The 21202-nt window shown below is 72.5% G+C and carries 22 protein-coding genes; 8 read left to right on the top strand and 14 right to left on the bottom strand.

Features of this window, described 5'->3' with window-relative positions; translation table 11 throughout:
- Window positions 1-8: 8 nt before the first annotated feature.
- Window positions 9-614, top strand: coding sequence for a class I SAM-dependent methyltransferase (locus ACI78T_RS08295; RefSeq protein ID WP_456557610.1), 606 nt, complete (start codon window positions 9-11; stop codon window positions 612-614).
- Window positions 615-876: 262 nt separating this feature from the next.
- Here ACI78T_RS08295 and ACI78T_RS08290 read toward each other — a convergent pair whose 3' ends face one another.
- The 3 genes from ACI78T_RS08290 to ACI78T_RS08280 form a co-directional block, all read right to left on the bottom strand.
- Window positions 877-1767: a hypothetical protein gene (locus tag ACI78T_RS08290; RefSeq protein ID WP_456557609.1), complete on the bottom strand. Its 891-nt coding sequence runs from the start codon at window positions 1765-1767 to the stop codon at window positions 877-879.
- 134 nt (window positions 1768-1901) lie between these two features.
- Window positions 1902-3086 (bottom strand): CoA transferase, encoded by a 1185-nt coding sequence (locus ACI78T_RS08285; protein WP_456557608.1) that lies wholly within the window; start codon window positions 3084-3086, stop codon window positions 1902-1904.
- 5 nt (window positions 3087-3091) lie between these two features.
- The gene (locus tag ACI78T_RS08280; protein ID WP_456557607.1) at window positions 3092-4285 is read right to left on the bottom strand and encodes a PucR family transcriptional regulator; all 1194 of its coding nucleotides are present in this window, start codon (window positions 4283-4285) and stop codon (window positions 3092-3094) included.
- Window positions 4286-4377: 92 nt separating this feature from the next.
- On the opposite strand from ACI78T_RS08280, the gene ACI78T_RS08275 reads away from it, so the two are divergent.
- A complete protein-coding gene (locus ACI78T_RS08275) occupies window positions 4378-5475 on the top strand; it encodes a ferredoxin reductase (RefSeq protein WP_456557606.1) in 1098 nt (365 codons plus the stop codon).
- Between the two features lie 19 nt (window positions 5476-5494).
- Window positions 5495-6697, top strand: coding sequence for a fatty acid desaturase family protein (locus tag ACI78T_RS08270; RefSeq protein WP_456557605.1), 1203 nt, complete (start codon window positions 5495-5497; stop codon window positions 6695-6697).
- A gap of 60 nt (window positions 6698-6757) precedes the next feature.
- Here ACI78T_RS08270 and ACI78T_RS08265 read toward each other — a convergent pair whose 3' ends face one another.
- Entirely contained in the window at window positions 6758-6919 is a 162-nt protein-coding gene (locus tag ACI78T_RS08265; protein WP_456557604.1) for a hypothetical protein, read from the bottom strand.
- Window position 6920: 1 nt separating this feature from the next.
- Complete coding sequence (gene dnaB / locus ACI78T_RS08260; protein WP_456557603.1) at window positions 6921-8315, bottom strand: replicative DNA helicase; 1395 nt, start codon at window positions 8313-8315, stop codon at window positions 6921-6923.
- A 489-nt stretch (window positions 8316-8804) separates the two neighbouring features.
- Here dnaB and ACI78T_RS08255 point away from each other — a divergent pair, with 489 nt between their 5' ends.
- Window positions 8805-9206, top strand: a complete 402-nt coding sequence (locus ACI78T_RS08255) for a RidA family protein (protein WP_456557602.1) — start codon at window positions 8805-8807, stop codon at window positions 9204-9206.
- 85 nt (window positions 9207-9291) lie between these two features.
- Here ACI78T_RS08255 and rplI read toward each other — a convergent pair whose 3' ends face one another.
- From rplI to ACI78T_RS08230, 5 genes are all read right to left on the bottom strand, one after another.
- Complete coding sequence (gene rplI, locus ACI78T_RS08250) at window positions 9292-9738, bottom strand: 50S ribosomal protein L9 (RefSeq protein ID WP_456557601.1); 447 nt, start codon at window positions 9736-9738, stop codon at window positions 9292-9294.
- Between the two features lie 11 nt (window positions 9739-9749).
- Complete coding sequence (rpsR, locus tag ACI78T_RS08245) at window positions 9750-9986, bottom strand: 30S ribosomal protein S18 (RefSeq protein ID WP_116452047.1); 237 nt, start codon at window positions 9984-9986, stop codon at window positions 9750-9752.
- Between the two features lie 35 nt (window positions 9987-10021).
- Window positions 10022-10510, bottom strand: a complete 489-nt coding sequence (locus ACI78T_RS08240; RefSeq protein ID WP_456557600.1) for a single-stranded DNA-binding protein — start codon at window positions 10508-10510, stop codon at window positions 10022-10024.
- A gap of 2 nt (window positions 10511-10512) precedes the next feature.
- Entirely contained in the window at window positions 10513-10800 is a 288-nt protein-coding gene (gene rpsF, locus ACI78T_RS08235; RefSeq protein ID WP_135095045.1) for a 30S ribosomal protein S6, read from the bottom strand.
- A 178-nt stretch (window positions 10801-10978) separates the two neighbouring features.
- On the bottom strand, window positions 10979-12007 hold the full coding sequence (locus ACI78T_RS08230; RefSeq protein WP_456557599.1) for a hypothetical protein: 1029 nt from the start codon (window positions 12005-12007) through the stop codon (window positions 10979-10981).
- 137 nt (window positions 12008-12144) lie between these two features.
- On the opposite strand from ACI78T_RS08230, the gene ACI78T_RS08225 reads away from it, so the two are divergent.
- A complete protein-coding gene (locus ACI78T_RS08225; protein WP_456557598.1) occupies window positions 12145-12954 on the top strand; it encodes a deoxyribonuclease IV in 810 nt (269 codons plus the stop codon).
- Here the strand turns inward: ACI78T_RS08225 and ACI78T_RS08220 are convergent.
- From ACI78T_RS08220 to ACI78T_RS08210, 3 genes are all read right to left on the bottom strand, one after another.
- The gene (locus ACI78T_RS08220; protein ID WP_456557597.1) at window positions 12949-14514 is read right to left on the bottom strand and encodes a glycosyltransferase family 87 protein; all 1566 of its coding nucleotides are present in this window, start codon (window positions 14512-14514) and stop codon (window positions 12949-12951) included. The two genes, ACI78T_RS08225 and ACI78T_RS08220, sit on opposite strands and share 6 nt — an antisense overlap.
- An 83-nt stretch (window positions 14515-14597) precedes the next feature.
- Entirely contained in the window at window positions 14598-17012 is a 2415-nt protein-coding gene (locus tag ACI78T_RS08215; protein ID WP_456557596.1) for a transglycosylase domain-containing protein, read from the bottom strand.
- 206 nt (window positions 17013-17218) lie between these two features.
- Window positions 17219-17632, bottom strand: a complete 414-nt coding sequence (locus ACI78T_RS08210; RefSeq protein ID WP_456557595.1) for a DUF5318 family protein — start codon at window positions 17630-17632, stop codon at window positions 17219-17221.
- A 145-nt stretch (window positions 17633-17777) separates the two neighbouring features.
- Here ACI78T_RS08210 and ACI78T_RS08205 point away from each other — a divergent pair, with 145 nt between their 5' ends.
- The 3 genes from ACI78T_RS08205 to ACI78T_RS08195 all read left to right on the top strand — a co-directional run bounded on the left by ACI78T_RS08205 (window position 17778) and on the right by ACI78T_RS08195 (window position 20342).
- A complete protein-coding gene (locus ACI78T_RS08205) occupies window positions 17778-18395 on the top strand; it encodes a PadR family transcriptional regulator (RefSeq protein WP_456557594.1) in 618 nt (205 codons plus the stop codon).
- Window positions 18383-19462 (top strand): inositol-3-phosphate synthase, encoded by a 1080-nt coding sequence (locus tag ACI78T_RS08200; protein ID WP_456557593.1) that lies wholly within the window; start codon window positions 18383-18385, stop codon window positions 19460-19462. Before ACI78T_RS08205 ends, ACI78T_RS08200 begins: the two co-directional genes overlap by 13 nt.
- A gap of 103 nt (window positions 19463-19565) precedes the next feature.
- Window positions 19566-20342 carry a hypothetical protein gene (locus ACI78T_RS08195; RefSeq protein WP_456557592.1) on the top strand — a complete coding sequence of 259 codons (777 nt, stop codon included), beginning with the start codon at window positions 19566-19568 and terminating at the stop codon, window positions 20340-20342.
- Between the two features lie 126 nt (window positions 20343-20468).
- Here ACI78T_RS08195 and ACI78T_RS08190 read toward each other — a convergent pair whose 3' ends face one another.
- Window positions 20469-21137, bottom strand: coding sequence for a YqgE/AlgH family protein (locus ACI78T_RS08190; protein ID WP_456557591.1), 669 nt, complete (start codon window positions 21135-21137; stop codon window positions 20469-20471).
- Window positions 21138-21202: the final 65 nt, after the last annotated feature.

The raw sequence follows: 21202 nt of genomic DNA, 5'->3' as shown, positions 1-21202 counted from the left end.
ACCGGACCGTGACCGAACCCAGCATGTGGACGCGGATGACCACCGAGAACCCGGAGCACTCCACCGCGTACGTGCAGCGGTTCCGCGACCTCGCCGCGGCCGGCCACGACCTGGTCGGGGAGGCCCGGATGGTCGACGCCATGCTGCCGCGGGCCGCCCGGGTCCTGGACGCGGGATCGGGCACGGGACGGGTCGGGGGCTTCCTGGCCTCGGTCGGGCACGAGGTGGTCGGGGTGGACGGCGACCCGGTGCTCGTGGCCGAGGCCGAGCGCCTGCACCCCCGGGCCCGATGGCTGGTGGGCGACCTCGCGGAGCTCGACCTCCCGGCGGCCGGGATCGACGAGCCGTTCGACGTCGTCGTGTGCGCCGGGAACGTGATGACCTTCCTGGCCGAGTCCACCCGGACCGAGGTGCTGCGCCGGTTGCGCGCCCACCTGCGGCCCGAGGGGCGGGCGGCGATCGGCTTCGGCGCCGGCCGGGGCTACGAGTTCGACGACTTCCTGTCCGACGCCGGCTCCGCGGGCTGGGCGCCCGACCTGCTGCTGTCCACCTGGGACCTGCGGCCCTTCGGTCCGGACTCCGACTTCCTCGTGGCGGTCCTCCGCCCGGCCTGACCCGGCGTCACGCGGCCCGCCCTGGGGGCAGGGGGCGGACCGCGCGACACCCGGTGTTCGCGAGCCGGGGCTCCGACGGCCGGGGTGCCGGCCATCGGACGCGCGGCACGCCGATCCGGAGACGTGCCGCACGCCCGACGACCGGGCCGGCGCCCCCGACCAGTGGCGCCCGCGATGGGGGAAGGACTCGAGCAGACGGTGCCGGGCGAACCTGGCGGCAACCTGTGAGGCGGGTGTCAGGCAGCAGTGAGTCAGGCCGCGGTCAGGCCAGGACGCCGTTGGCGCGCAGAAGGACCAGCGCCTGGACGGTGCGGTGGCCGCGCCACTCCAGCGTGGCGGCGGGCGAGTAGCTGGCGAAGTCGACCGCCCAGCCGCCGTCGGGCTGCTGCCCGGCCGCGAGCCGCTCCAGCTCGGCCTCGACCACCCCGTCGGCGAACAGCGTCCGGGCGGGCCCACCGGGCAGCGGCGCGAAGTCCAGCGGGCGCATGAACTCGTCGTCGGCCCCGCCGGCCACGTGCAGCAGGCCGTCGGCGGGGACGTGCGGCCGGAGGGCGTCGACCAGCGCCCTCGCTTCGGGGACCGACGGGGCCGCCGCGTCGAGGAGCTGCGCGGCGAACGCGATCACCATGGCGTGCGGCTTGTCGTCCAGCTCCCGCACGGCCCGCATGCAGTATCCGGTCGCCCGCTCCAGCCACGGGTGCCCGGCCAGCGCGGGATCGGCCTCCGCGACCCGGTGGGCGACCGCCGCGACGACGGCCGTGATCTGCAGGGACGACGTGCCGCTGTCCGCCGATGCCCAGAACGGCGCGCAGGCGGCCTGGTCCGGCACGGGCAGGGCGAACGGCAGACCGCCGTCGGGGAGGGTCACCGCGTCGAGCCAGTCGCAGAGCTGCACGGCGCGGGGGGAGACCAGCGGCGCGACGTCGGCGAACACCTCGAGGGCGTGGAGAGCCCCACCGGGCTGGCTGGTCCGCGAGCGCAGGTCCGGCTCCAGCCCCCACCCGTAGCCGCCGTCCGGGTTGCGGTAGCCGTCGACGACCGCCAGCACCGCCTCGGCGTCGCCGTCACCGAACAGCAGGTCGAACCGGCGCCGGTCGAGGACCCGGGCGGAGCCCGCCAGGAAGTCCGCGGCCGCGGCGAGGTCGACGCTCATGCCGCTCATCCTGCCGCCGACGATCGGGGATACCAGACCGGATCGGCAGCCGGTGGCAGCACGGCCGCCGTCGTCCACCGCGGTGAGCCCGGGGGTGCGATCACCTCGACCGGGCCGTCGGTCGAGTCGAGCCTCTACAGGTAGGGGGCGGGATCAGCGCCTGGCGCAGGAGCTGTGGAGGTGCGCGGCGCGGCCAGCAGCCACCGCGCGGTCTGCGCCAGCGACAGCTCGCCGTACCAGCCACCGCCGTCGGCGTGCTGCCGCACCAGCGCCGCCAGCACCGTGGCGGCGGCGAGGTAACCGGTGGCGTGGTCCAGCGCCTGCGCCGGCAGGGCGCCCGGCTGCTCCGGCGTCCCGGCGATGGTCGCGATTCCGGTCGCCGCTTGGACCAGTGAGTCGAAGCCGCGCCGGCCAGCCCACGGCCCACGCGCGCCCCAGGCCGACAGGCGGACGACGACGAGGTGGGGATGCCGCGCGGCAAGGGCTGCCGGATCCATGCCGAACGCCTCCAACGCGCCCGGCCGGTATCCCTGCACCACCACGTCCGCCCCCGCCAGCAGCTCCTCGACGGTGGTCCGGTCTGAAGCCGCGGCCAGGTCCAGCACCACGTGCCGCTTGCCGACGCCGGTATCGATCAGCCCCTCCGGCAGGTCGGGCAACCGCGGCCCGTCGACCCGCAGCACGTCGGCGCCGTGCGATGCCAGCACCCGGGTCGCGACCGGCCCGGCGATGACCCTGGTGAGATCCAGGACCCGCAGGCCGCTCACCGCCGACCGCCTCAGCGGCGAGTCGGCGGCGCGGCGCAGCGTCAACAACGGCAGCCCTGCGACGGCCCGGCCCTGCGGGGTCGTCGCCCAGACCTCCGGCGTCCGGACAGCCGCTGCTGCCCCGCCAGCCGCGACCACCGCGCTCTCCAGCTCCTCGGCTCGCCAGCTGGCGGCCGCCGTTCCCACGGCAGCGGCCTCGTCCGATCCCAAGACCGCCGCCACGGCCGCACGGTGGTGCGGGTAGTTCCCGTGCAAGCGCAGCCAGCCGTCGGCTGTCCGCCAGAACCGGGACAGCGGCGCGAAGCCCATGCCGACCGGTCGGCCGGCCAGCCGGGCGTACCGCTCACTGCGCGCGGCCAGGCCCACGTGCGCCGCGTCCAGCCGGAGCTGTCGGGGGTTCCTTGTCAGAATGCGCGCAGCGGCAAGCTGAGCAGCCACGGCACCGATCAGCAGTTCGTCGACAGCGAGCGGGCCACCGAGCCCGGTGCTGCCGTCGACCTCGACGGGGTCGAGCACCGGCACCCCCGTCGCCTCGCTGAACGCCTCGAGCAAGACGGTCACGACTCGGCACGCACAGGCTGCACGCCCAAGGCCAATGTGAGTTCCAGGACCGTGCGGGGGTCCTCGAGGCGTTTCCCGTACAGCTCGCGCAGCTGCCCCATGCGGTAGCGGACCGTCTGCGGGTGCACGAACAGCTCCGCCGCGACCGCCTCCCGCCGTCCGTGGTGCAGCAGCCACGAGCGCAGGGTCTCGGTGAGCTTCTCCCGGGCGCTGTCACCCAGGTCCGCCAGCGGCGCCAGCGCCTGGGCGCGGAGGTCGGCCAGCGCGCCCTCGTCGGCCCGCAGCACCAGGTCCGCGAGCCGCTCCTCGGTGTCGAGGGGCTCCCCGCCGTCGGGCGCCAGCCCCATCGCGACGGCGCGGCACGCGCGCGCGTAGGAGTCCCCGACCCGGTCCCACGTGCGTGCCGGGCCCACCACGGCCTCGGCCTCGGCCAGCGACCGCATCAGCGCCGGGCGCGACCGCCCGTCGGCGTCCGGGACCAGCAGCGCGACCAGCTCACCGGCCACCCCGGGCACCTCCGCGGTGGAGCGCAGCGTGCGGGGGTCCAGCGCCAGCAGCGCGCCGCGGGCGCGCGCCTCGGGGACGATGACAGCGGTCAGCGTGCGCGGGGGCGGCCAGTCGGCCCGCTCCGCGGACGCCAGGAGCTCCTGCTGCGACGCCCCGCCGAGCAGCTGGTCGGCCAGCCGCTCGCGGTAGCGCTCCCGGACGCGGCCCGTCGTCGCCAGCTCGTCGCTGTGCCCTGCCACGCTGGCCGCCGACAGCTGGTCGATGTAGGCGAACACCAGCTCGGCGAAGCGCGCCAGCTGCTCGGCGGTGAGGCCCGCGCGGACGCCGCTCTCCGCCATGTGCCGCCACGACACCCGGGCCCCGACCCGGTAGGCGCCCAGCAGGGCGTCCATCGACCGTCCGCTGCGCGCCTCGCCGCGACCCAGCGCGTACGCCCCGTCGAGAGCCGGCTGGATCGGTGTGCTGGCGTCTCCGGCGCCGCCCGACGAGGCCAGCACGAGGAACCCACCCAGGGCGAGCTGGACGGCGTTCTCGATGGTGCGGCCCATCTCGCCGCCGAACGCGTCGGCGTAGCTGGGCACCTCGACGACGATGGCAGCGACGGTCTGCTCGGCGACCGCGGGCAGCTCGTCGCGGATGGCCTCCGCCGCGGCCGGTGGGATGCTCAGTTGGTCGTCAGACATTCCGCCCTCTTGTTCGCAGGGAACAGAACCTACCCGCCGATTCACGTCCGGCACACAGGTACTTGCCCCGAGGGCTGGGAAAAGCTCTAGGCATGACGACCACCGATCCGCGTCCGACCACGGCCACGCCGCGCGTCGCCCTGCGCGACCGGTTGCTGAAGCTCGCCGAGCTGGTGACCACCCCCCTGCTGCCGAGCGACTACCTCGACCTCGTCGACCCGCTGCGCTCCGGCGCCGACCTGCGCGGCCGCATCGAGGCGATCCACCCCGAGACCCGGGACGCCGCGACGATCGTGATCCGGCCGGGCCGCAGCTGGCGGCCGCACACCCCGGGCCAGTACGTCCGCATCGGCATCGACGTCGACGGGGTGCGGCAGTGGCGGGCGTACTCGATCACGTCCGACCTGACGCGCACCGACGGCTGCATCTCGGTGACCGTGAAGGCCATCCCGGACGGCAAGGTCAGCAACCACCTGGTGCACCGCACCGAGCCGGGCACGATCGTGCAGCTCGACCAGGCGACCGGGGAGTTCTGCCTGCCCGAGCAGCGGCCGGAGAAGGCGCTGTTCGTCACCGCCGGGTCCGGCATCACGCCGGTCATGGGCATCCTGCGCAACCACCCGGAGCTCACCGACGTCGTGCTCGTGCACTCCGCGCCCACGGCGGACGACGTCGTCTTCGGCGAGGACCTGCGGGAGATGGCCGCCGAGGGCCGGATCCGGCTGGTCGAGCGGCACACCGACGTCGACGGCATGCTCGACGCCCCGGCGATCGCCGAGCTGGTCCCCGACCTGCACGAGCGCTCCACGTGGGCGTGCGGGCCGGTCGGGATGCTCGAGGCGCTCGAGGAGCACTGGGAGGCGGCCGGGCTCGCCGACCGGCTCTACACCGAGCGCTTCCGCCCGTCGGTCGTCGTCACCGGCGAGGGCGGCACGGTGTCGTTCGCCAGGAACGGCACGACGCTCGAGGCCGACGGCGCCACCCCCATCCTCGACGCCGCCGAGGAGGCCGGCGTCCTCATGCCGAGCGGGTGCCGCATGGGCATCTGCTACGGCTGCGTGCTCCCGCTGCGCGAGGGCGCCGTGCGCGACCTGCGCAACGGAGAGCTGACCGTCGCCGCCCCGGGGGACGGAGTCCTGATCCAGACCTGTGTGAGCGCCGCCGCCGGCGCCTGCGACATCGACCACTGACCTCAGAGGAGCCGAACCGGTGACTGCCCTGCAGAAGAAGAACGAGAACCCGATCGCGCACCTGTCCGCCGAGGACATCGAGATCATCGGCAAGGAGCTCGACACCATCCGCCAGGAGGTGCGCGACAGCCTCGGCGAGGACGACGCGAAGTACATCCGCACCGTCATCGACGTCCAGCGCAAGCTCGAGCTGGGCAGCCGCGCCGTCCTGCTGGCCTCGCTGTTCCCGCCGGCCTGGGTCGTGGGCACCGTGGGCCTGTCGGTCGCCAAGATCCTCGAGAACATGGAGATCGGGCACAACATCCTGCACGGCCAGTGGGACTGGATGCGCGACCCGAAGATCCACTCCACGACGTGGGAGTGGGACATGGCCAGCCCCGCCGAGCAGTGGAAGCACTCGCACAACGAGCTGCACCACACGTACACGAACGTGATCGGCAAGGACAACGACCTCGGCTACGGCATCATGCGCGTGGACGAGGACCAGAAGTGGCACCCGCTGTACCTGGCGCAGCCGCTGTGGAACTTCATCAACGCGTGCTTCTTCGAGTACGGGATCGCGGCCTACGACCTGGAGCTGGGCAAGAACCTGGCGACCAAGAAGCGCCGGCAGAACCCGAAGTTCCGGGCCGACGCCAAGAACGTGCTCAAGAAGATCCGCAACCAGGCGTCGAAGGACTATCTGGTGCACCCGCTCCTCTCGGGCCCGTCGTTCCTGCCCACCCTCGCGGCGAACTTCACCGCCAACGTGGTGCGCAACCTCTGGTCGCACTCGGTGATCATGTGCGGCCACTTCCCCGAGGGCGTCGAGACCTTCGAGAAGAAGTCGATCGACGGCGAGACCCGCGGCGAGTGGTACCTGCGGCAGATGCTCGGCTCGGCCAACATCTCCGGCAGCAAGGCCATGCACATCATGACCGGGAACCTGTCGCACCAGGTGGAGCACCACCTGTTCCCCGACATCCCGAGCAACCGGTACGCCGAGATCGCGCCGAAGGTGAAGGACATCTTCGACAGGTACGGGCTGACCTACCACACCGCGCCGCTCTACAAGCAGGTCGCGAGCGCCTGGCACAAGGTCATCCGCCTGTCGCTGCCCAACGGATGGCTGGCCGAGACGACGCCGAAGAACGCCCCGGCGCAGCTGGCCAAGCTGGCCCGCCTGACGTTCGGTGGCAAGAAGGTCCGCCGCGAGCTCTCGCGGGCCACTGCCGCCGCCTGACCGCACGCGTCCGTCGAACCGGAGAGGCCCAGAACCGTGATGGTTCTGGGCCTCACCGGTTCAGTGCTTCCGGGGTCTGCGCCGCACCGCCGACGGGTGCGCGGCCATCTCGGCGTCGCGCAGCATGCCCGCGATCCGGCCCAGCCGTTCCTGGCTGGGCGAATCGGCGGCCCGCGCGGTCACCTCGAGGACGACGCTGCCCGGCACGGTGGCGGTGGTCATGTCAGTTCGCCATGTCCACGAAGCGGCTGTAGTGGCCCTGGAAGGCGACCGTGACGTTCGCCGTCGGGCCGTTGCGGTGCTTGACCAGCATGATGTCGGCCTCGCCGGCCCGCGGGCTCTCCTTCTCGTACATGTCCTCGCGGTGGATCATCATGACCATGTCGGCGTCCTGCTCGATCGAGCCGGACTCGCGGAGGTCGGACAGCATCGGCTTCTTGTCCTGACGCTGCTCGGAGCCACGGTTGAGCTGCGACATCGCGATGACGGGGACCTCGAGCTCCTTGGCCAGCAGCTTGAGCGCCCGGGAGAACTCCGAGACCTCCTGCTGGCGGCTCTCGACGCGCTTGCCCGACGTCATGAGCTGGAGGTAGTCGATGACCACGAGCTTGAGGTCGTTGCGCTGCTTGAGCCGCCGCGCCTTCGCCCGGATCTCCATCATCGTCATGTTCGGCGAGTCGTCGATGTAGAGCGGGGCGTCCGCGATCTCGCCCATCCGGCGGGCGAGCTTCGACCAGTCCTCGTCGCTCAGCGTGCCGGCGCGCATGTGGTGCAGCGGCACCTTCGCCTCGGCCGACAGCAGACGCATGGTGATCTCGTGCTTGCTCATCTCCAGCGAGAAGATGGCGGCCGGCAGGTGGTGCTTGACCGACGCGGACCGGGCGATGTCCAGGCCGAGGGTCGACTTGCCCACACCGGGACGGGCCGCGATGACGACCATCTGACCGGCCTGCAGGCCGTTGGTGAGCTCGTCGAGGTCCCGGATGCCGGTCGGCACGCCGCGGCTGACGCCGCCGCGGCTCGCGATGGCGTCCAGCTCGTCCATCGTCGGCTGGAGGATGTCCTCGAGGCGCGAGTAGTCCTCGCTCATCCGCTTCTCGGTGACGTCGTAGATCTCCTGCTGCGCCCGGTCGACGATGTCGTCGACGTCGCCCTTGCCGCCGGCGGCGCCGTAGCCGAGCTGCACCACGCGGGTGCCGGCCTCGACGAGCCGCCGCAGGACGGCCTGCTCCGCCACGATCGCGGCGTAGTAGCCCGCGTTGGCCGCCGTGGGCGTCGAGGCGATCAGGGTGTGCAGGTAGACCGCGCCGCCCATCTTGGACAGCTGGTCGGTGCGGTTGAGCTCCGCGGCGACGGTGATCGCGTCGGCCGGCTCGCCGCGGCCGTACAGGTCGAGGATGCAGTCGAAGATGATCTGGTGCGCGGGCCGGTAGAAGTCGGGGCCCTGCAGGGCCTCGACGACGTCGGCGATCGCGTCCTTGCTGAGGAGCATGCCGCCGAGCACCGACTGCTCGGCGGGGATGTCCTGCGGCGGCTGCCGGTCGTAGGCCGGTGCCGTCGCTGAGGGCCGGCTGAGTTCGTCGGCCACCGCCACGCTGGGTTCCTCCGTCTCGTGCATGGCGCGCCCGCACCACCACTCCGTGGGGAAGCCGGAGTTCGACGGGCGCCGCCGGACCGAACGTCTGTTCGGTGATTGCTACCGCCGGGCACTGACAGTTCGGCGCCCGGCGGCAGCTGAGGAGGACGTTAGGAAGCCGGAGGGCCCCAGGTCCAACACCCGTGTGCACGTCGATCTGCACAACTTGTGGACAAGTCGGTGGATCCACGCCTGTCGACATGTGGAGACGTCGGGGGACACGGGCAGGTCACCCCGCGTCCACCCGCCCGCCACCTGCGACAACCGCCTCCACGGGCTGTGGACACGAGAAAGTGGGCAAGAATTTTCCGGCGTGCCGCACCACGAGTCACAGGCCTCCCGGGAGGGCGACGGACCGCCGTCGCCGACCTCCGGGGAGCCGCGCGCACGAGTTCCCCACAGGGCCTCCGGGCGGGCCAGCATCGGTCGCTCCGCCGCGCACCGGCGCGGTGCCCGATGGAGGGAGCAGCGATGGCAGTGAGCCGGACGCCGGTCAACCCGTGGCCGTGGTCGGTCGCGATGGGCTTCAACCAGGCCGAGGTGGTCGAGGGGGCCACACGGGTGCTCGTGTGCTCCGGTCAGACGGCGATGTCGGCCGACGGCGTCCCGCAGCACGCGGGCGACATGGCCGCCCAGGTGGCGATGGCCCTCGACAACGTCGAGGCCGTCCTCGCCGAGGCCGGGATGACGTTGGGCGACGTCGTGCGGCTGGACATCTTCACCGTCGACGTCGACGCGTTCTTCGCCAGCTACGGGTCGGTGGTCGAGCGGTTCGGCCGCGCCGGGGTCCGGCCGGCGAGCACCTTGCTCGGCATCAGCCGGCTGGCGTTCCCGGAGCTCCTCGTGGAGCTGGAGGCGACAGCGGTGGCCTAGCGGCCCCGGAACGCCGCCAGGGGCGCCGGACCGCGGTCCGACGCCCCTGGCGGGCATGTGCCACCCCTCGACGAGGGGCGCGCGTTCAGCTGGGGACGACCTCGATCGCCAGCTGGGTGGTGACCTCCGGGTGCACCCGCACGGTGACGGTGTGCTCGCCCGTGGTCTTGATGCTGCTCGGCAGCTCGATCCGGCGACGGTCGAGCTCCGGGCCACCGGCGGCGGTGACCGCGGCGGCGACGTCGGCGGTGGTGACGCGACCGAACAGGCGGCCACCCTCACCGGCACGGGCCGGGACGCGCACCGTCAGGCCGGACAGCTGCCCGGCCACGGCGGTGGCCTCCTCGTGCGAGCGCACGTCGCGGGCGGCACGCGCCCGGCGGAGCGACTCGACCTGCTTCTCGGCGCCACGGGTGGCCTTGATGGCCAGGCCGCGGGGCAGCAGGTAGTTGCGGCCGTACCCGCCCTTGACCTCGACGGTGTCGCCGGAGGAACCGAGGCCGGTGACCTCCTGCGTGAGGATCAGCTTCATCGTGCTCATGATCAGCGCGCCGTCGAGGTGTAGGGCAGCAGGGCCATCTCACGGCTGTTCTTGACGGCCGTGGCGACGTCCCGCTGGTGCTGGCTGCAGTTGCCGCTGACGCGGCGGGCACGGATCTTGCCGCGGTCGGAGATGAACTTCCGCAGCAGGGTCGTGTCCTTGTAGTCGATGTAGGTCGCCTTGTCCTTGCAGAACTGGCAGACCTTCTTCTTGACCTTGCGGATGGGGGGCTTGGGCACCGGGTTCTCCAGGTGTGTCGTTCAGGGAGTTGAGATCAGAAGGGCGGTTCGTCGGACGGACCGGCGGGCGTCGACCACGGGTCGCTCGCACCGCCCCCGCCGCCACCGCCGCCGGAGAAGCCGCCTCCGCCGCCACCGAAGCCGCCGCCGCCCTCACCGCGGGAGGCACGGGTGACCTTCGCGGTGGCGTAGCGGAGCGAGGGGCCGATCTCGTCGACCTCGAGCTCGATGACGGTGCGCTTCTCGCCTTCCTTCGTGTCGAAGGAACGCTGCTTGAGCCGGCCACTGACGATGACCCGCGAACCGCGGGTGAGCGACTCGGCCACGTTCTCCGCGGCCTGGCGCCAGACGTTGCAGCGGAGGAACAGCGCCTCGCCGTCCTTCCACTCCTGCGACTGGCGGTCGAAGGTGCGGGGGGTCGACGCAACGGTGAAGTTGGCGACGGCAGCGCCCGACGGCGTGAAGCGCAGCTCCGGATCGGCGGTCAGGTTGCCGATGACGGTGATGACGGTTTCGCCGGCCATGGTCAGTGGACCTCGGGCCGCATCAGCTTCGTGCGCAGCACCGACTCGTTCAGGTTGAGCTGGCGGTCCAGCTCGGCGACAGCGGCAGGCTCGGCCTGGATGTCGATGACGGCGTAGATGCCCTCGACCTGCTTCTTGATCTCGTAGGCCAGGCGACGCCGGCCCCAGATCTCGGTCTTCACGGTGCCACCGGACTTGGTGACGACGGTCAGGAACCGGTCGAGCGAGGGCGCGATCGTGCGCTCCTCGAGATCGGGGTCGAGGATGACCATCAGTTCGTAGTTCCGCACGGAGAACCCCACCTCCTCTGGACTTGGCGGCTGCAGGACATCTGCAGCAGGAGGGTCGTGCATGCGTAGCGCGCCCCGGCACGTGCCGAGAGCGCGCAGCTCGAGGTTACCAGTGCGCCGGAACGACCGTGGCCGCCGTCCCCCGGGGGGACGACGGCCACGGACCGGTTCGGGTTCGTCAGCGGGTGGCGCGCGACGCCTGGTGGGTGCGGACGAGCGCGGCGGTCACCGCGGCGAGGGCGACGACGGCCGCCAGGGCCGCGGCCGGCAGCGCCTGCGCCGGCGCCGACTCCGACGCCGCCTCGGTCACGGCGTCGCCCTCCTCGAGCGCGGCACCGTCGAGCCCGGCGAGCTGGCCGAAGACCGGCACCGAGGCGCCGTCGTAGCTGCCCGGGACGCCACCGGCACCGCCGGAGCCGGCACGGTCGGAGCCACCGAGGCTCTGGCCCGGCACGAAGTAGCGCGAGGGGTCGAACGCCGCGGCGGCGACGATGTCCGACGGCGACATGCGCGGAGCCGCGCCACCGACGTCGTAGGCGTACGGGTCGCCGGGCGTGGGCGGGATCTGGTTCGAGGGCCCGTTGCCGGTCGGGCCACCGTCGGGGGTCGGCAGCGGCGAGCCGGGGACCGGAGCGGGGACCTGACCCCCGGGCAGCGGCACGTTCACCTGCGGCAGCGGCGGCAGGCCCACGCTGGGCAGGTTGGGCACGTTCGGCGCGATGGTCTGGACGACGTAGGGGATCGGGGCCGGCAGCGGCGGCAGCGAGCCCAGCACCGTGTCGACCACCTGCTGGGCGGAGACCCCCAGCGGCAGCGAGGCCTGGGGGACCACGCGGTAGGTGTAGGTGATCGTGCCGGTGGTGGCGGGTCCCGGGAAGGTCCAGGACGCGCTCTGGTCCGTCGCCAGGTTCTTCGTCTGCCCGAAGAAGCTCACGGCCACGTCGGTGTGGACGGTGGCGGAGACGCTGACGATCCCGAGGTTGATCCCACCCCTGTTCGCGGCGGGGATCTTGTTCACGAAGGTCACCGTGCCGCCGGCGTCCACGCTCGCCACCGGCGGCGTCAGGTTCCTGATCTCGATGGTCGCCGTGGGGGCCGCGGCGGCGCTGGGGGCCATCAGGACCGAGAAGGCGGCCACACCAAGCCAGCCGAGGACGGCAGCGGCGATGCCCCGCTGCGCCGTTCGACGGATCCGACCGGTTGCCATGTTCTGCTCTACCTCCACTGTGCTGAGGAACGCCACCCGCCTACTGGCGAGTAACCCCCGTCACGCTGCTTGAACGATGATGTGTGGCCGGGGTTACGGCTAAACCTGGATTGCCGGACGAACTAGGGTCGTCGAGCGTGGGCAGACACCCGATCGGCGTACACGTCGGACCCGGCCTGACCGATGACGGCGAGCTGGACGACGGCGGACCGCTGGCCCGGGCGGCGGAGATGGACGCCGACGGCGTGCAGGTGTTCCTCACCGACCCGCAGAGCTACAAGAACCCGAAGCCGCGCCCCGACCAGGCCGACCTGCTGGCCTCCGACGTCGTCGTCGTGGTGCACGCGCCGTACATGCTCAACGTGGCGACGACGAACAACCGGATCCGCGTCCCCGGCCGCAAGCTGCTCGCGGCCCACGCCGCGGCGGCCGCGGCGATCGGCGCCGCCGGGCTGGTCGTGCACGGGGGCCACGTCCTCGCCGACGACGACCCGGCGGTCGGCGTCGAGAACTGGCGCAAGACGTTCGCCTACCAGCAGAAGGACGGCGGCTTCCCCCTGCCGCTGCTGATCGAGAACACGGCCGGCGGCGGCAACGCCATGGCGCGCGACCTGGACGCGGTCGACCGGCTCTTCGACGCCGTCGGCGAGTTCGGGGCGGGCTTCGTGCTCGACACGTGCCACGCCTGGGCGGCCGGGTGGGACCTCGCCACCGTGGTCGACGACGTGCGCGCCCGGACCGGCCGGATCGACCTCGTCCACCTCAACAACAGCCGCGACCCGCACGGCTCCAGCCGAGACCGGCACGCCCCCCTCACCGACGGCGAGATCCCGACCGAGCTCCTCGTCGAGGTCGCACGGGCGGCGGACTGCCCGATCGTGCTCGAGACCCCCGGCGACGCGGCGTCGCACGCCGAGGAGATCGCCCTGCTGCGGGCCGCCCTATGACGTCGCGTCCCTCCGGGACGCCCCGCGGCCAGGCGCCGACCCCCCGGTGAGCTGAGCCGCGGCGTCACTCCTGCGCGGGACCCTCCGGACCCCGCTCGGCGCGACCAACCGCCAACCGTCGAGGACGACGCGGTCGCGCGCGTGGTCCAGCGGGCCGCCCGCGGGGTCGTCGATCCCGAGCCACGAGGTCCGGACGACGTCCCCGTCGGGGCGCAGGACGTCGCGCACGACCAGCACCATGAGGACGACGACGGCGGCGTCCCGCAGCAGGACCCCGAAGAAGAACCACTCGACCTCGATGCCCCGGTTGTCGGTGCCGAGGTAGTGCAGCATCGTCACGACCCAGACCAGCACCTCCGTGGCCTGCCACAGCAGCAGGGAGCGCCAGCGGGGCCGGGCCAGGACGGCGAGCGGGAGCAGCCACAGCGAGAACTGCGGGCTCCAGACCTTGTTGAGCAGCAGGAAGCCGGCCACCAGCAGGAACGCCAGTTGCGCCACCCGCGGGCGGACGGGGGCAGCGAGGGCGAGCCACGCGACCCCGGCCGCGAGCGCGAGCAGGCAGACCGTCACCACGGCGTTGAGCACCGACGGCGTCTCGCCCGCGGGCAGCGGCCCGTCGAGGATCCGCGAGTCGGTGGCGTGCAGGAGCATGTTCCAGATCGACTCGGGGTTCGCCGGCCGCTGCCGGCTGAAGACGAAGAACCACGACCAGTTGTCGGGGGCCACCAGGGCGACCGGCAGGTTCACCGCGGTCCAGGCCACCACGGTGGCGGCGAGCGTGCTCGCCCACTCGCGCAGCCGGCCGGCGCGCAGGCACAGCACGAAGAGGACGCCGAGCAGCAGCAGCGGGTAGAACTTCGCGGCGACGCCGAGGCCGAGCAGCACCCCGGCCAGCACCGGCCGCGACCGCGCCCAGGCGAGCATCGCGAACGTCGTCAGCGCGACGGCCAGCAGGTCCCAGTTGGTGAAGGCGTGCACCAGCAGCACCGGTGAGAGGCCGATCATCGCGGCGTCCCAGGGACGTCGACCGGTGAGCCCGAGCACGGCGCGCACGACCAGCAGCGCGCAGAACGACAGCATCAGGCAGGTCAGCACCGTGAAGGCCTGCACGGGCGGGACGTCGGGCAGCAGGCCCACCCCGGCCGACGCGTCGTCGTACAGCCGCGCGCCGGCCGCCGCGAGCGCCATGAGGCCACCGGTGAGCACCGGGTACTCGACGCGGGCGTCCAGGTAGGGGAGCGCACCCTCGCCGAGACCGTAGCCGCCGAAGAGCGGCACCCCGTCGGAGTAGCAGAAGTGGGTGTACTGGCGGGATCCGCTCCAGTCGCCGGACGCGCACGGCGCCTGCTTCATCCACGCCAGGGCCAGCACGCAGGTGGCGAACAGCAGGCACACGCGCAGCGGCGTCCAGAACCAGGCCCGGCCGGTGGCCGCGTGCCGCCCCCACGGCCCGCCCACCGCTTCGCTCGCCTGCGCGACGACCGGGTCGACCCACGATGGCACCACCCGGTCCGGCCGTTCCGGCAGGACGTCGGTGGCCGTTCCACGTGGAACGAGCACGGACCCCTCCGGAGGCGTTCCGGAGGGGTCCGTGGAGGTGCTGCTCACCCGCTCAGTGTGCGGGATCGGGAGGTGCCGGCGACTCAGCCGCCGCCGGGGTTCTCCGGTCGCCCGGGCTGTCCGGGCTGTCCGGGTTGGCCCGGAAGGCTCGGCGCGCCGGGCTGGCTGGTCGTCGGCCCGCCCGTGGTCCCGGTCGGCTGCCCGGTCCCGGTCGGGAGACCCCCGGTGTTCACCGGGGTCTCCGTGGGCGCGGCGGCCGTCGTCTGCGGGGCCGGGGCCTCCGGCGTGGGCGTCGGGGTCGGCGTCGGCTCGGGCACGCCCTCGCCGGTGTCGCCCTCGATGATCGCCTCGTCCGGCAGGTTCTCCTCGGGGGTGCCCTCGAGGACGGTGTTCATGAACTGCTGCCAGATCGCGCCCGGCAGCCCCGAGCCGTAGATGATCCGGCCCCGGACGTCGACGATCGGGTCGTTCCCGTCGCTGCCCATCCACACGGCCGCGGAGAGGGACGGCGTGTAGCCGACCATCCAGGCGTCGGAGTTGTCCTCGTCGGACGAGCCCACGGTGCCGGTCTTGCTGGCCACCTCGCGGCCGTCGTCGAGGGCGCGACGAGAGTAGGACGCCACGCCCTCGATCGCGAACGTGGTGTCGTTCGCGACGTCGGCGTCGATCACCTGCTCACCCGGGTCGCCGGTGTACTCCAGCAGCACCGTGCCCTCGTTGTCGGCGACCTTGGCGACGAAGTACGGGTCCCGCTGGATGCCGCCGGCGGCCAGGGTCGCGAACCCGACGGCCTGGTCGATCGGCCGCATCTCGTACTGGCCGATGCCGAGACCGGAATCGGTCCCGCCGGTCTGCGGGTCAGCCAGGGTGGTCGAGCCCTCGAGGTTGCCGCTCTCCCATGTCTCGGGGAGGCCGGTGGCCCGCAGCATCGTGTCGCGCACGTTCTGCGGACCGAGCTCGTAGGTCAGGCCGTAGAAGGTGGTGTTCAGCGACCGCGTGATCGCCTCGGTCAGGGTGCACGCCGGGCAGGAGGCGCCACCGGAGTTGCGCACCGGCCGGTTCGGCGGCCGGTCCGGGAAGGTCTGCGGCGAGCTGCCGTCGCGGCGGGCGTTGACGCTGATGCCGTTCTCCAGGCCGGTCGCGAGCACGTAGGGCTTGACCGACGAGCCGGGCTGGCGCTGGGCCCGCGCGTAGTCGATCGCGCCGTCGCCGGAGCCGATCTCGCCGCCGTAGTACGCCTTGACACCGCCCGTGCGCGGGTCGACGGCGACCAGAGCCTGGCGCAGGACGTCGCGCGGCTCCCCGTCCATCACCTCGTCCACGGCGGTCTCCGCGGCGTTCTGCATGTTCGGGTCGACCGTCGTGGTGATGCGCAGGCCGCCCGCGTAGATCTGCTGGTCGTCGTACCCGTGCTTGCTCTCCATCTCGGCGAGCACCCGGTTGACGATCAGGCCCTTGGAGTCGGTCGGGATGGCGAGCGACGTCCCCGTGTTCGGCAGCACCGTCGGGTACGTCGAGGCGGCGCGCTCGTCCGCCGTCAGCCAGCCCTCCTCGACCATCGCGTCGAGGACCCGCTCCCAGCGGTCGAGGGCGTCCTCGGGGCTGACCTCGGGGTCGTACCGGGATGGGCTCCGGATGAGGACGGCGAGGACGGCGCCCTGCTGCGCGGTCAGTTGGGCCGCGGGGACACCGAAGTAGGTGTTGGCCGCCGCCTCGATCCCGTAGGCGCCGCGGCCGTAGTAGATCGTGTTCAGGTAGTTCTCGAGGATCTGCTTCTTCGTGTAGTTGTTGTCGAGCTTGATCGACAGGAAGAGCTCCTGGAACTTCCGGCTGAAGGTCTGCTCGGAGTTCTGCAGGATCGCGTTCTTCACGTACTGCTGGGTGATCGTCGAGCCGCCCTGCGTGGAGCCACCGGTGAGGTTGTTCCAGGTCGCCCGGATGATGCCGGACAGCGAGATGCCGGGGTCGGAGTAGAAGCTGCGGTTCTCCGCCGCCAGGACCGCGTTCTGCGCGGGCTCGGAGATCTGGTCCAGCGAGACGTTGGTGCGGTTCTCGTCCCCGAGCCGGGCCATCTCGGTGACGCCGTCGGAGTAGTAGATGACCGTCGTCTGCGACGTGGTGATCGAGTCGGGGCTGGGCACCTCGGTGCTGGCGTAGACGACGCCGACGAAGACGCCGAGCAGCACGAGCATGCCGGCGATGGCCCCGCCGGCGATCTTCAGTCGCCGCATGCGCTTCTGCTTCTTGGTGCGGGCGGCCTTGCCCTTGGGCTTGCCGCCCTTGGCGGCCGGCCGGGCACCGGTCGGCCGGCTGCCCGGGGGGCGCGGTGGGGTGCCGCCGCTGCGGGACGCCGTCGTGCGCGCGCGACCGCCGCCGGCCGGCGGCCGGCCCGATGATCCACGGCCGCCCCCGCCGGTGCTCCTGGTTCGCGCGGGCGGCGGACGGCGGACCGATCCGGCGCGCGGCGCGACGGGCGAGGTCTCGTCGTGGCTCGGCACGAAGAACCCCTCTCTCTGTCAGTTCTGTTCGGGCAAGTCTGTTCGCGGCACGTCAGCGGCCGACCGGTGTGTACCGGATCTGCGCGTGCAGTGCAGCCTGGCGTCTCCGGCAGGGGGAGCGGGGGAGGTCCCCGTCCAGCGGCTCCCCGCAGGGGCTGCTGTGACGGAGGGGTCCGGCGTGACGACGGCCGTCCCCCGCCCGGGCGCTACTCGGTGGCGGCCCGCCGCCGCCCCCTGCGGGGCTGCTGCCCCGGCACGGGCTCCGCACCCAGGACGTACGACGAGACGAGGTGGTTCCAGCCGCAGCCGCGGCACACCTCGACGGCGTACACCGTGAACTCCTCCTGCGCGGCGTCCATCCGGGCGAGCTCGGCCTCCGTCTTGGCCTGCCCGGAGGTCGGACCCAGGTGGTCGCCGTACACGTAGTTCACCAGCGTGAGTCGTTCCTTGCGGCACACCGGGCAGGCGACCGAGGTCGCCTCGCCGTGGTACTTCGCCGCCCGGGAGAGGTAGGGACTGGCGTCGCAGACCTCGAACAGACCCGTGCGGCCCGCGTACACGTCGGCGAGAACGGCTCGCCGCTGCAGCGAGTAGTCCACGACGGATCGACGTCCGGGCACGGCGGCCAATGTACGCACCGGCACGGCCCGGTGGCCGGTCCGAGACGCCGGTCACCGGGCACGGCGCGGCGTCCGGCTGTCGGTGACCCATCGCCCCAATGTATCGTCTCGATACATCGAGGACGTCGGTCGCAGGGGAGGCGGGATGCTCGAGTTCGCCATCCTCGGCCTGCTCCACCAGTCCCCGATGCACGGCTACGAGCTGCGCAAACAGCTCGCGGAGGTCCTCGGGGGGATGCGCAGCATCTCCTACGGGTCCCTCTACCCCGCGCTCAAGCGGATGCGGGCGGCCGGGCTCATCTCCAGCGACGAGCCCGATCCGCACGCGCTGCTGCCGGCGGACGCACCGCCGCTCACCGGCCGGCGCGGGAAGGTGGTCTACACGATCACCGCGGACGGCAAGGAGCGCTTCCACGAGCTGGTCAGCCAGACCGGCCCGGAGGCCTACGACGACGGCGGGCTCTTCGGCGTCCGCCTCGCCTTCTTCCGGCACACGGCCGCCGACGTGCGGCTGCGGATCCTCGAAGGGCGTCGTCGCACCGTCGAGCAGCAGCGCGAGGGGCTGCGGTCCTCACTGGCGAGAACCCGGCAGCGGCTGGACCGCTACACCCTCGAGCTGCAGCGCCACGGCCTGGAGTCGGTGGACCGGGAGGTCCGCTGGCTCAGCGAACTGATCGACACGGAACGTCGCGAGGCGACATCCCCGGCCACGACACAGACACAGAGCAGCAGCTCGGAGAAGGAGAACCCATGGGGTCAGTGAAGGTCGCCATCGTCGGCGTCGGGAACTGCGCGGCCTCGCTCGTCCAGGGCGTGGAGTACTACAAGGACGCCGACGAGACCACGTCGGTCCCGGGCCTGATGCACGTCCGCTTCGGCGAGTACCACGTCTCCGACGTCGAGTTCGTCGCCGCGTTCGACGTGGACGCCAAGAAGGTCGGCCGTGACCTCTCCGAGGCCATCGTCGCCAGCGAGAACAACACCATCACGATCACCGACGTCCCGCCGCTGGGCGTCACCGTGCAGCGCGGAACGACCCTCGACGGCCTCGGCAAGTACTACCGGGCCACCATCGAGGAGTCCGACGAGCAGCCGGTCGACGTCGTCGCGGCCCTCCGCGAGTCCGGTGCCGACGTCCTCGTCTGCTACCTGCCCGTCGGCTCCCAGCAGGCCGCCGAGTTCTACGCGCAGGCGGCGCTGGACGCGGGTGTCGCCTTCGTCAACGCGCTGCCGGTGTTCATCGCGGGCACCAAGGAGTGGGCGGACAAGTTCACCGCCGCCGGCGTCCCGATCGTGGGCGACGACATCAAGAGCCAGGTCGGCGCCACCATCACGCACCGCGTGCTGGCCAAGCTGTTCGAGGACCGCGGCGTGCAGCTCGACCGCACCATGCAGCTCAACGTCGGCGGCAACATGGACTTCAAGAACATGCTCGAGCGCGAGCGCCTGGAGTCCAAGAAGATCTCCAAGACCCAGGCCGTCACCAGCCAGGTCGACCGCGACATGGGCACCGACAACGTGCACATCGGCCCGTCGGACCACGTGCCGTGGCTGTCGGACCGCAAGTGGGCCTACGTCCGCCTGGAGGGTCGCGCCTTCGGCGACGTGCCGCTGAACCTGGAGTACAAGCTCGAGGTCTGGGACTCCCCGAACTCGGCCGGCATCATCATCGACGCCGTCCGCGCCGCGAAGATCGCCCAGGACCGCGGGATCGGCGGCCCGATCCTGTCAGCGTCCTCGTACTTCATGAAGAGCCCGCCGGTCCAGTACAGCGACAGCGAGGCCCGGGACGCCGTCGAGGCCTTCATCCGGGGCGACGTCGAGCGCTGAGCGACCGCTCCAGCACCGCGACAGGGCCCGCGTCTCCTCCGGGGACGCGGGCCCTGCCGCGTCCTGCCGGGTTCGCGGCCTCCGGCTGCATACGCTCCACCGCATGTCACGCCGTGCCCGCCGCCTGCTCCTCGCGGCCGGCCTGGGGATGGCGCTCACCGCCGGCTGCAGCGCGGACGCCGGGGTGCGGGCCGCGGGCGACGCGGTCACGGAGGAGGAGGCCGAGGTGCTGGCCGCCCTGCTGCAGCGCAACGAGCAGCGCGGCGGGGCCGACTTCGTCGTCACCGCCCCCTACGGCGAGCACGAGCTCCTGACCCTCACCGGCACGGTGGACTTCCGCGAGGACGTCGGTCGCGCGCAGGCGGTGACCAGCTTCGACGACGGTCGCCCCGACGACGTCCGGACCCTGTTCTTCACGCCTGACCAGGTGTGGGTCGGTGACGTGCCCGGCCTCGCCGACGCGCTCGCCGGTGCGGGGACTCCCGAGGTGTCCTACCTGCGGCGGCCCGCCAGCACCGCGGGCACGAGGGCAGACGGCGCCCCGCTGCTCGTCGACGTGCTGACCGAGGTGCTGCTCAACCTGTCCGCGCGGACCGACGACGATCCCCGCGCCTTCCTGGACGGCGACTGGACCTGGGAGGGGCAGCGGTCGATCGACAGCCGGCTGGCCACCCTGTTCGGGGCTCCCGGGGGCCGCACGGTCGCCGTCGACGCCTCCGACGACCTGCTCACCCAGTTCGTCACCACCGTGGCCGGCGCCGGGTTCGACGTGACGATCACGCTGTCCGACCACGGGATCCGCCGGATCGACCTGCCCGCGGAGGAAGAGACCGCGGACGCCGCCGAGCACGCCGACGTCGCGGCCCTGCTCGGGATATGACCCCGGAGATGACGAAGGCCCCGTCCTGATCGGACGGGGCCTCGGACAGCGGGAGAGGGCGGCCTCTTCCCCAGACCGCCCTCTCCCGGGCTCTTTCCTACCAGATCCGGAGCGATCCGGACACCCTCAGTTGACGGATGGGTCTGCTGGGGCTGTCGAGAGCACCGCGAGCCGGCCGGTCTGCCGGCCCATCACCGCGCGCCACAGCTCCGGCCCCGACGCCTCGCTCAGCACGTCGTCGGGCCGGCCCGGCACGCAGGCCCACGCGCCCTCCGCGATCTCCCCGGCGAGCTGGCCCGGTGACCAGCCGGCGTAGCCGGCGAAGACGCGCAGGCCGCTGAGCTCGGTCTGCAGGTCGTCGGGGTCGCTGTCGAGGTCGACGAGGTAGACGTCGCCGGCCACCTTGCGCAGCGGGCCCTCGCCGTCGGCGACAGCGACGGGGGACGTGGCCAGGCACAGGGCGGTGTCGGTCTCGCAGGGACCGCCCACGTGGAACACCCCGGGGGCGACGGCGAGGTCGCACCAGCCCGGCAGCACGTCGCGGATCTCCACCTGGCTCGGGCGCCCCAGGACCACGCCCAGGGTGCCGTTGTCGGAGTGGTCGAGGACGTAGACGACGGTGCCCGCGAACGTGGGGTCGGTCAGGGCCGGCATCGCGACGAGCAGGGACCCGGGACGGACGTCGTCGAGCCGGCCGATGTCGAGCACGGGGACCGCGGGGACGCGTCGGCGCCCGGTCGCCGGCCCTACCGGGCGGGCGGACTCGGGGTCGGGTGACGAGGGCACCGGGGTCATCACGACAAGTGTGCCCCACCCGCGCGCTCCCGGTAGCCGATCCCTCGCGGCCTGCGGAAACGCCC

This window comes from Blastococcus sp. SYSU D00922 (genome assembly GCF_054050495.1).
The sequence above is the reverse complement of the archived record's forward strand: the minus strand, read 5'-3'. Positions and strand labels throughout refer to the sequence as shown.

What these genes read in the sequence shown, in the direction of transcription:
- ACI78T_RS08290 (WP_456557609.1), bottom strand. Translation starts at nt 1,767, where the DNA reads ATGAGCGTCGACCTCGCCGCGGCCGCGGACTTCCTGGCGGGCTCCGCC.
- ACI78T_RS08280 (WP_456557607.1), bottom strand. Translation starts at nt 4,285, where the DNA reads ATGTCTGACGACCAACTGAGCATCCCACCGGCCGCGGCGGAGGCCATC.
- ACI78T_RS08275 (WP_456557606.1), top strand. Translation starts at nt 4,378, where the DNA reads ATGACGACCACCGATCCGCGTCCGACCACGGCCACGCCGCGCGTCGCC.
- ACI78T_RS08265 (WP_456557604.1), bottom strand. Translation starts at nt 6,919, where the DNA reads ATGACCACCGCCACCGTGCCGGGCAGCGTCGTCCTCGAGGTGACCGCG.
- dnaB (WP_456557603.1), bottom strand. Translation starts at nt 8,315, where the DNA reads ATGCACGAGACGGAGGAACCCAGCGTGGCGGTGGCCGACGAACTCAGC.
- ACI78T_RS08255 (WP_456557602.1), top strand. Translation starts at nt 8,805, where the DNA reads ATGGCAGTGAGCCGGACGCCGGTCAACCCGTGGCCGTGGTCGGTCGCG.
- rplI (WP_456557601.1), bottom strand. Translation starts at nt 9,738, where the DNA reads ATGAAGCTGATCCTCACGCAGGAGGTCACCGGCCTCGGTTCCTCCGGC.
- ACI78T_RS08240 (WP_456557600.1), bottom strand. Translation starts at nt 10,510, where the DNA reads ATGGCCGGCGAAACCGTCATCACCGTCATCGGCAACCTGACCGCCGAT.
- ACI78T_RS08230 (WP_456557599.1), bottom strand. Translation starts at nt 12,007, where the DNA reads ATGGCAACCGGTCGGATCCGTCGAACGGCGCAGCGGGGCATCGCCGCT.
- ACI78T_RS08205 (WP_456557594.1), top strand. Translation starts at nt 17,778, where the DNA reads ATGCTCGAGTTCGCCATCCTCGGCCTGCTCCACCAGTCCCCGATGCAC.
- ACI78T_RS08200 (WP_456557593.1), top strand. Translation starts at nt 18,383, where the DNA reads ATGGGGTCAGTGAAGGTCGCCATCGTCGGCGTCGGGAACTGCGCGGCC.
- ACI78T_RS08195 (WP_456557592.1), top strand. Translation starts at nt 19,566, where the DNA reads ATGTCACGCCGTGCCCGCCGCCTGCTCCTCGCGGCCGGCCTGGGGATG.
- ACI78T_RS08190 (WP_456557591.1), bottom strand. Translation starts at nt 21,137, where the DNA reads ATGACCCCGGTGCCCTCGTCACCCGACCCCGAGTCCGCCCGCCCGGTA.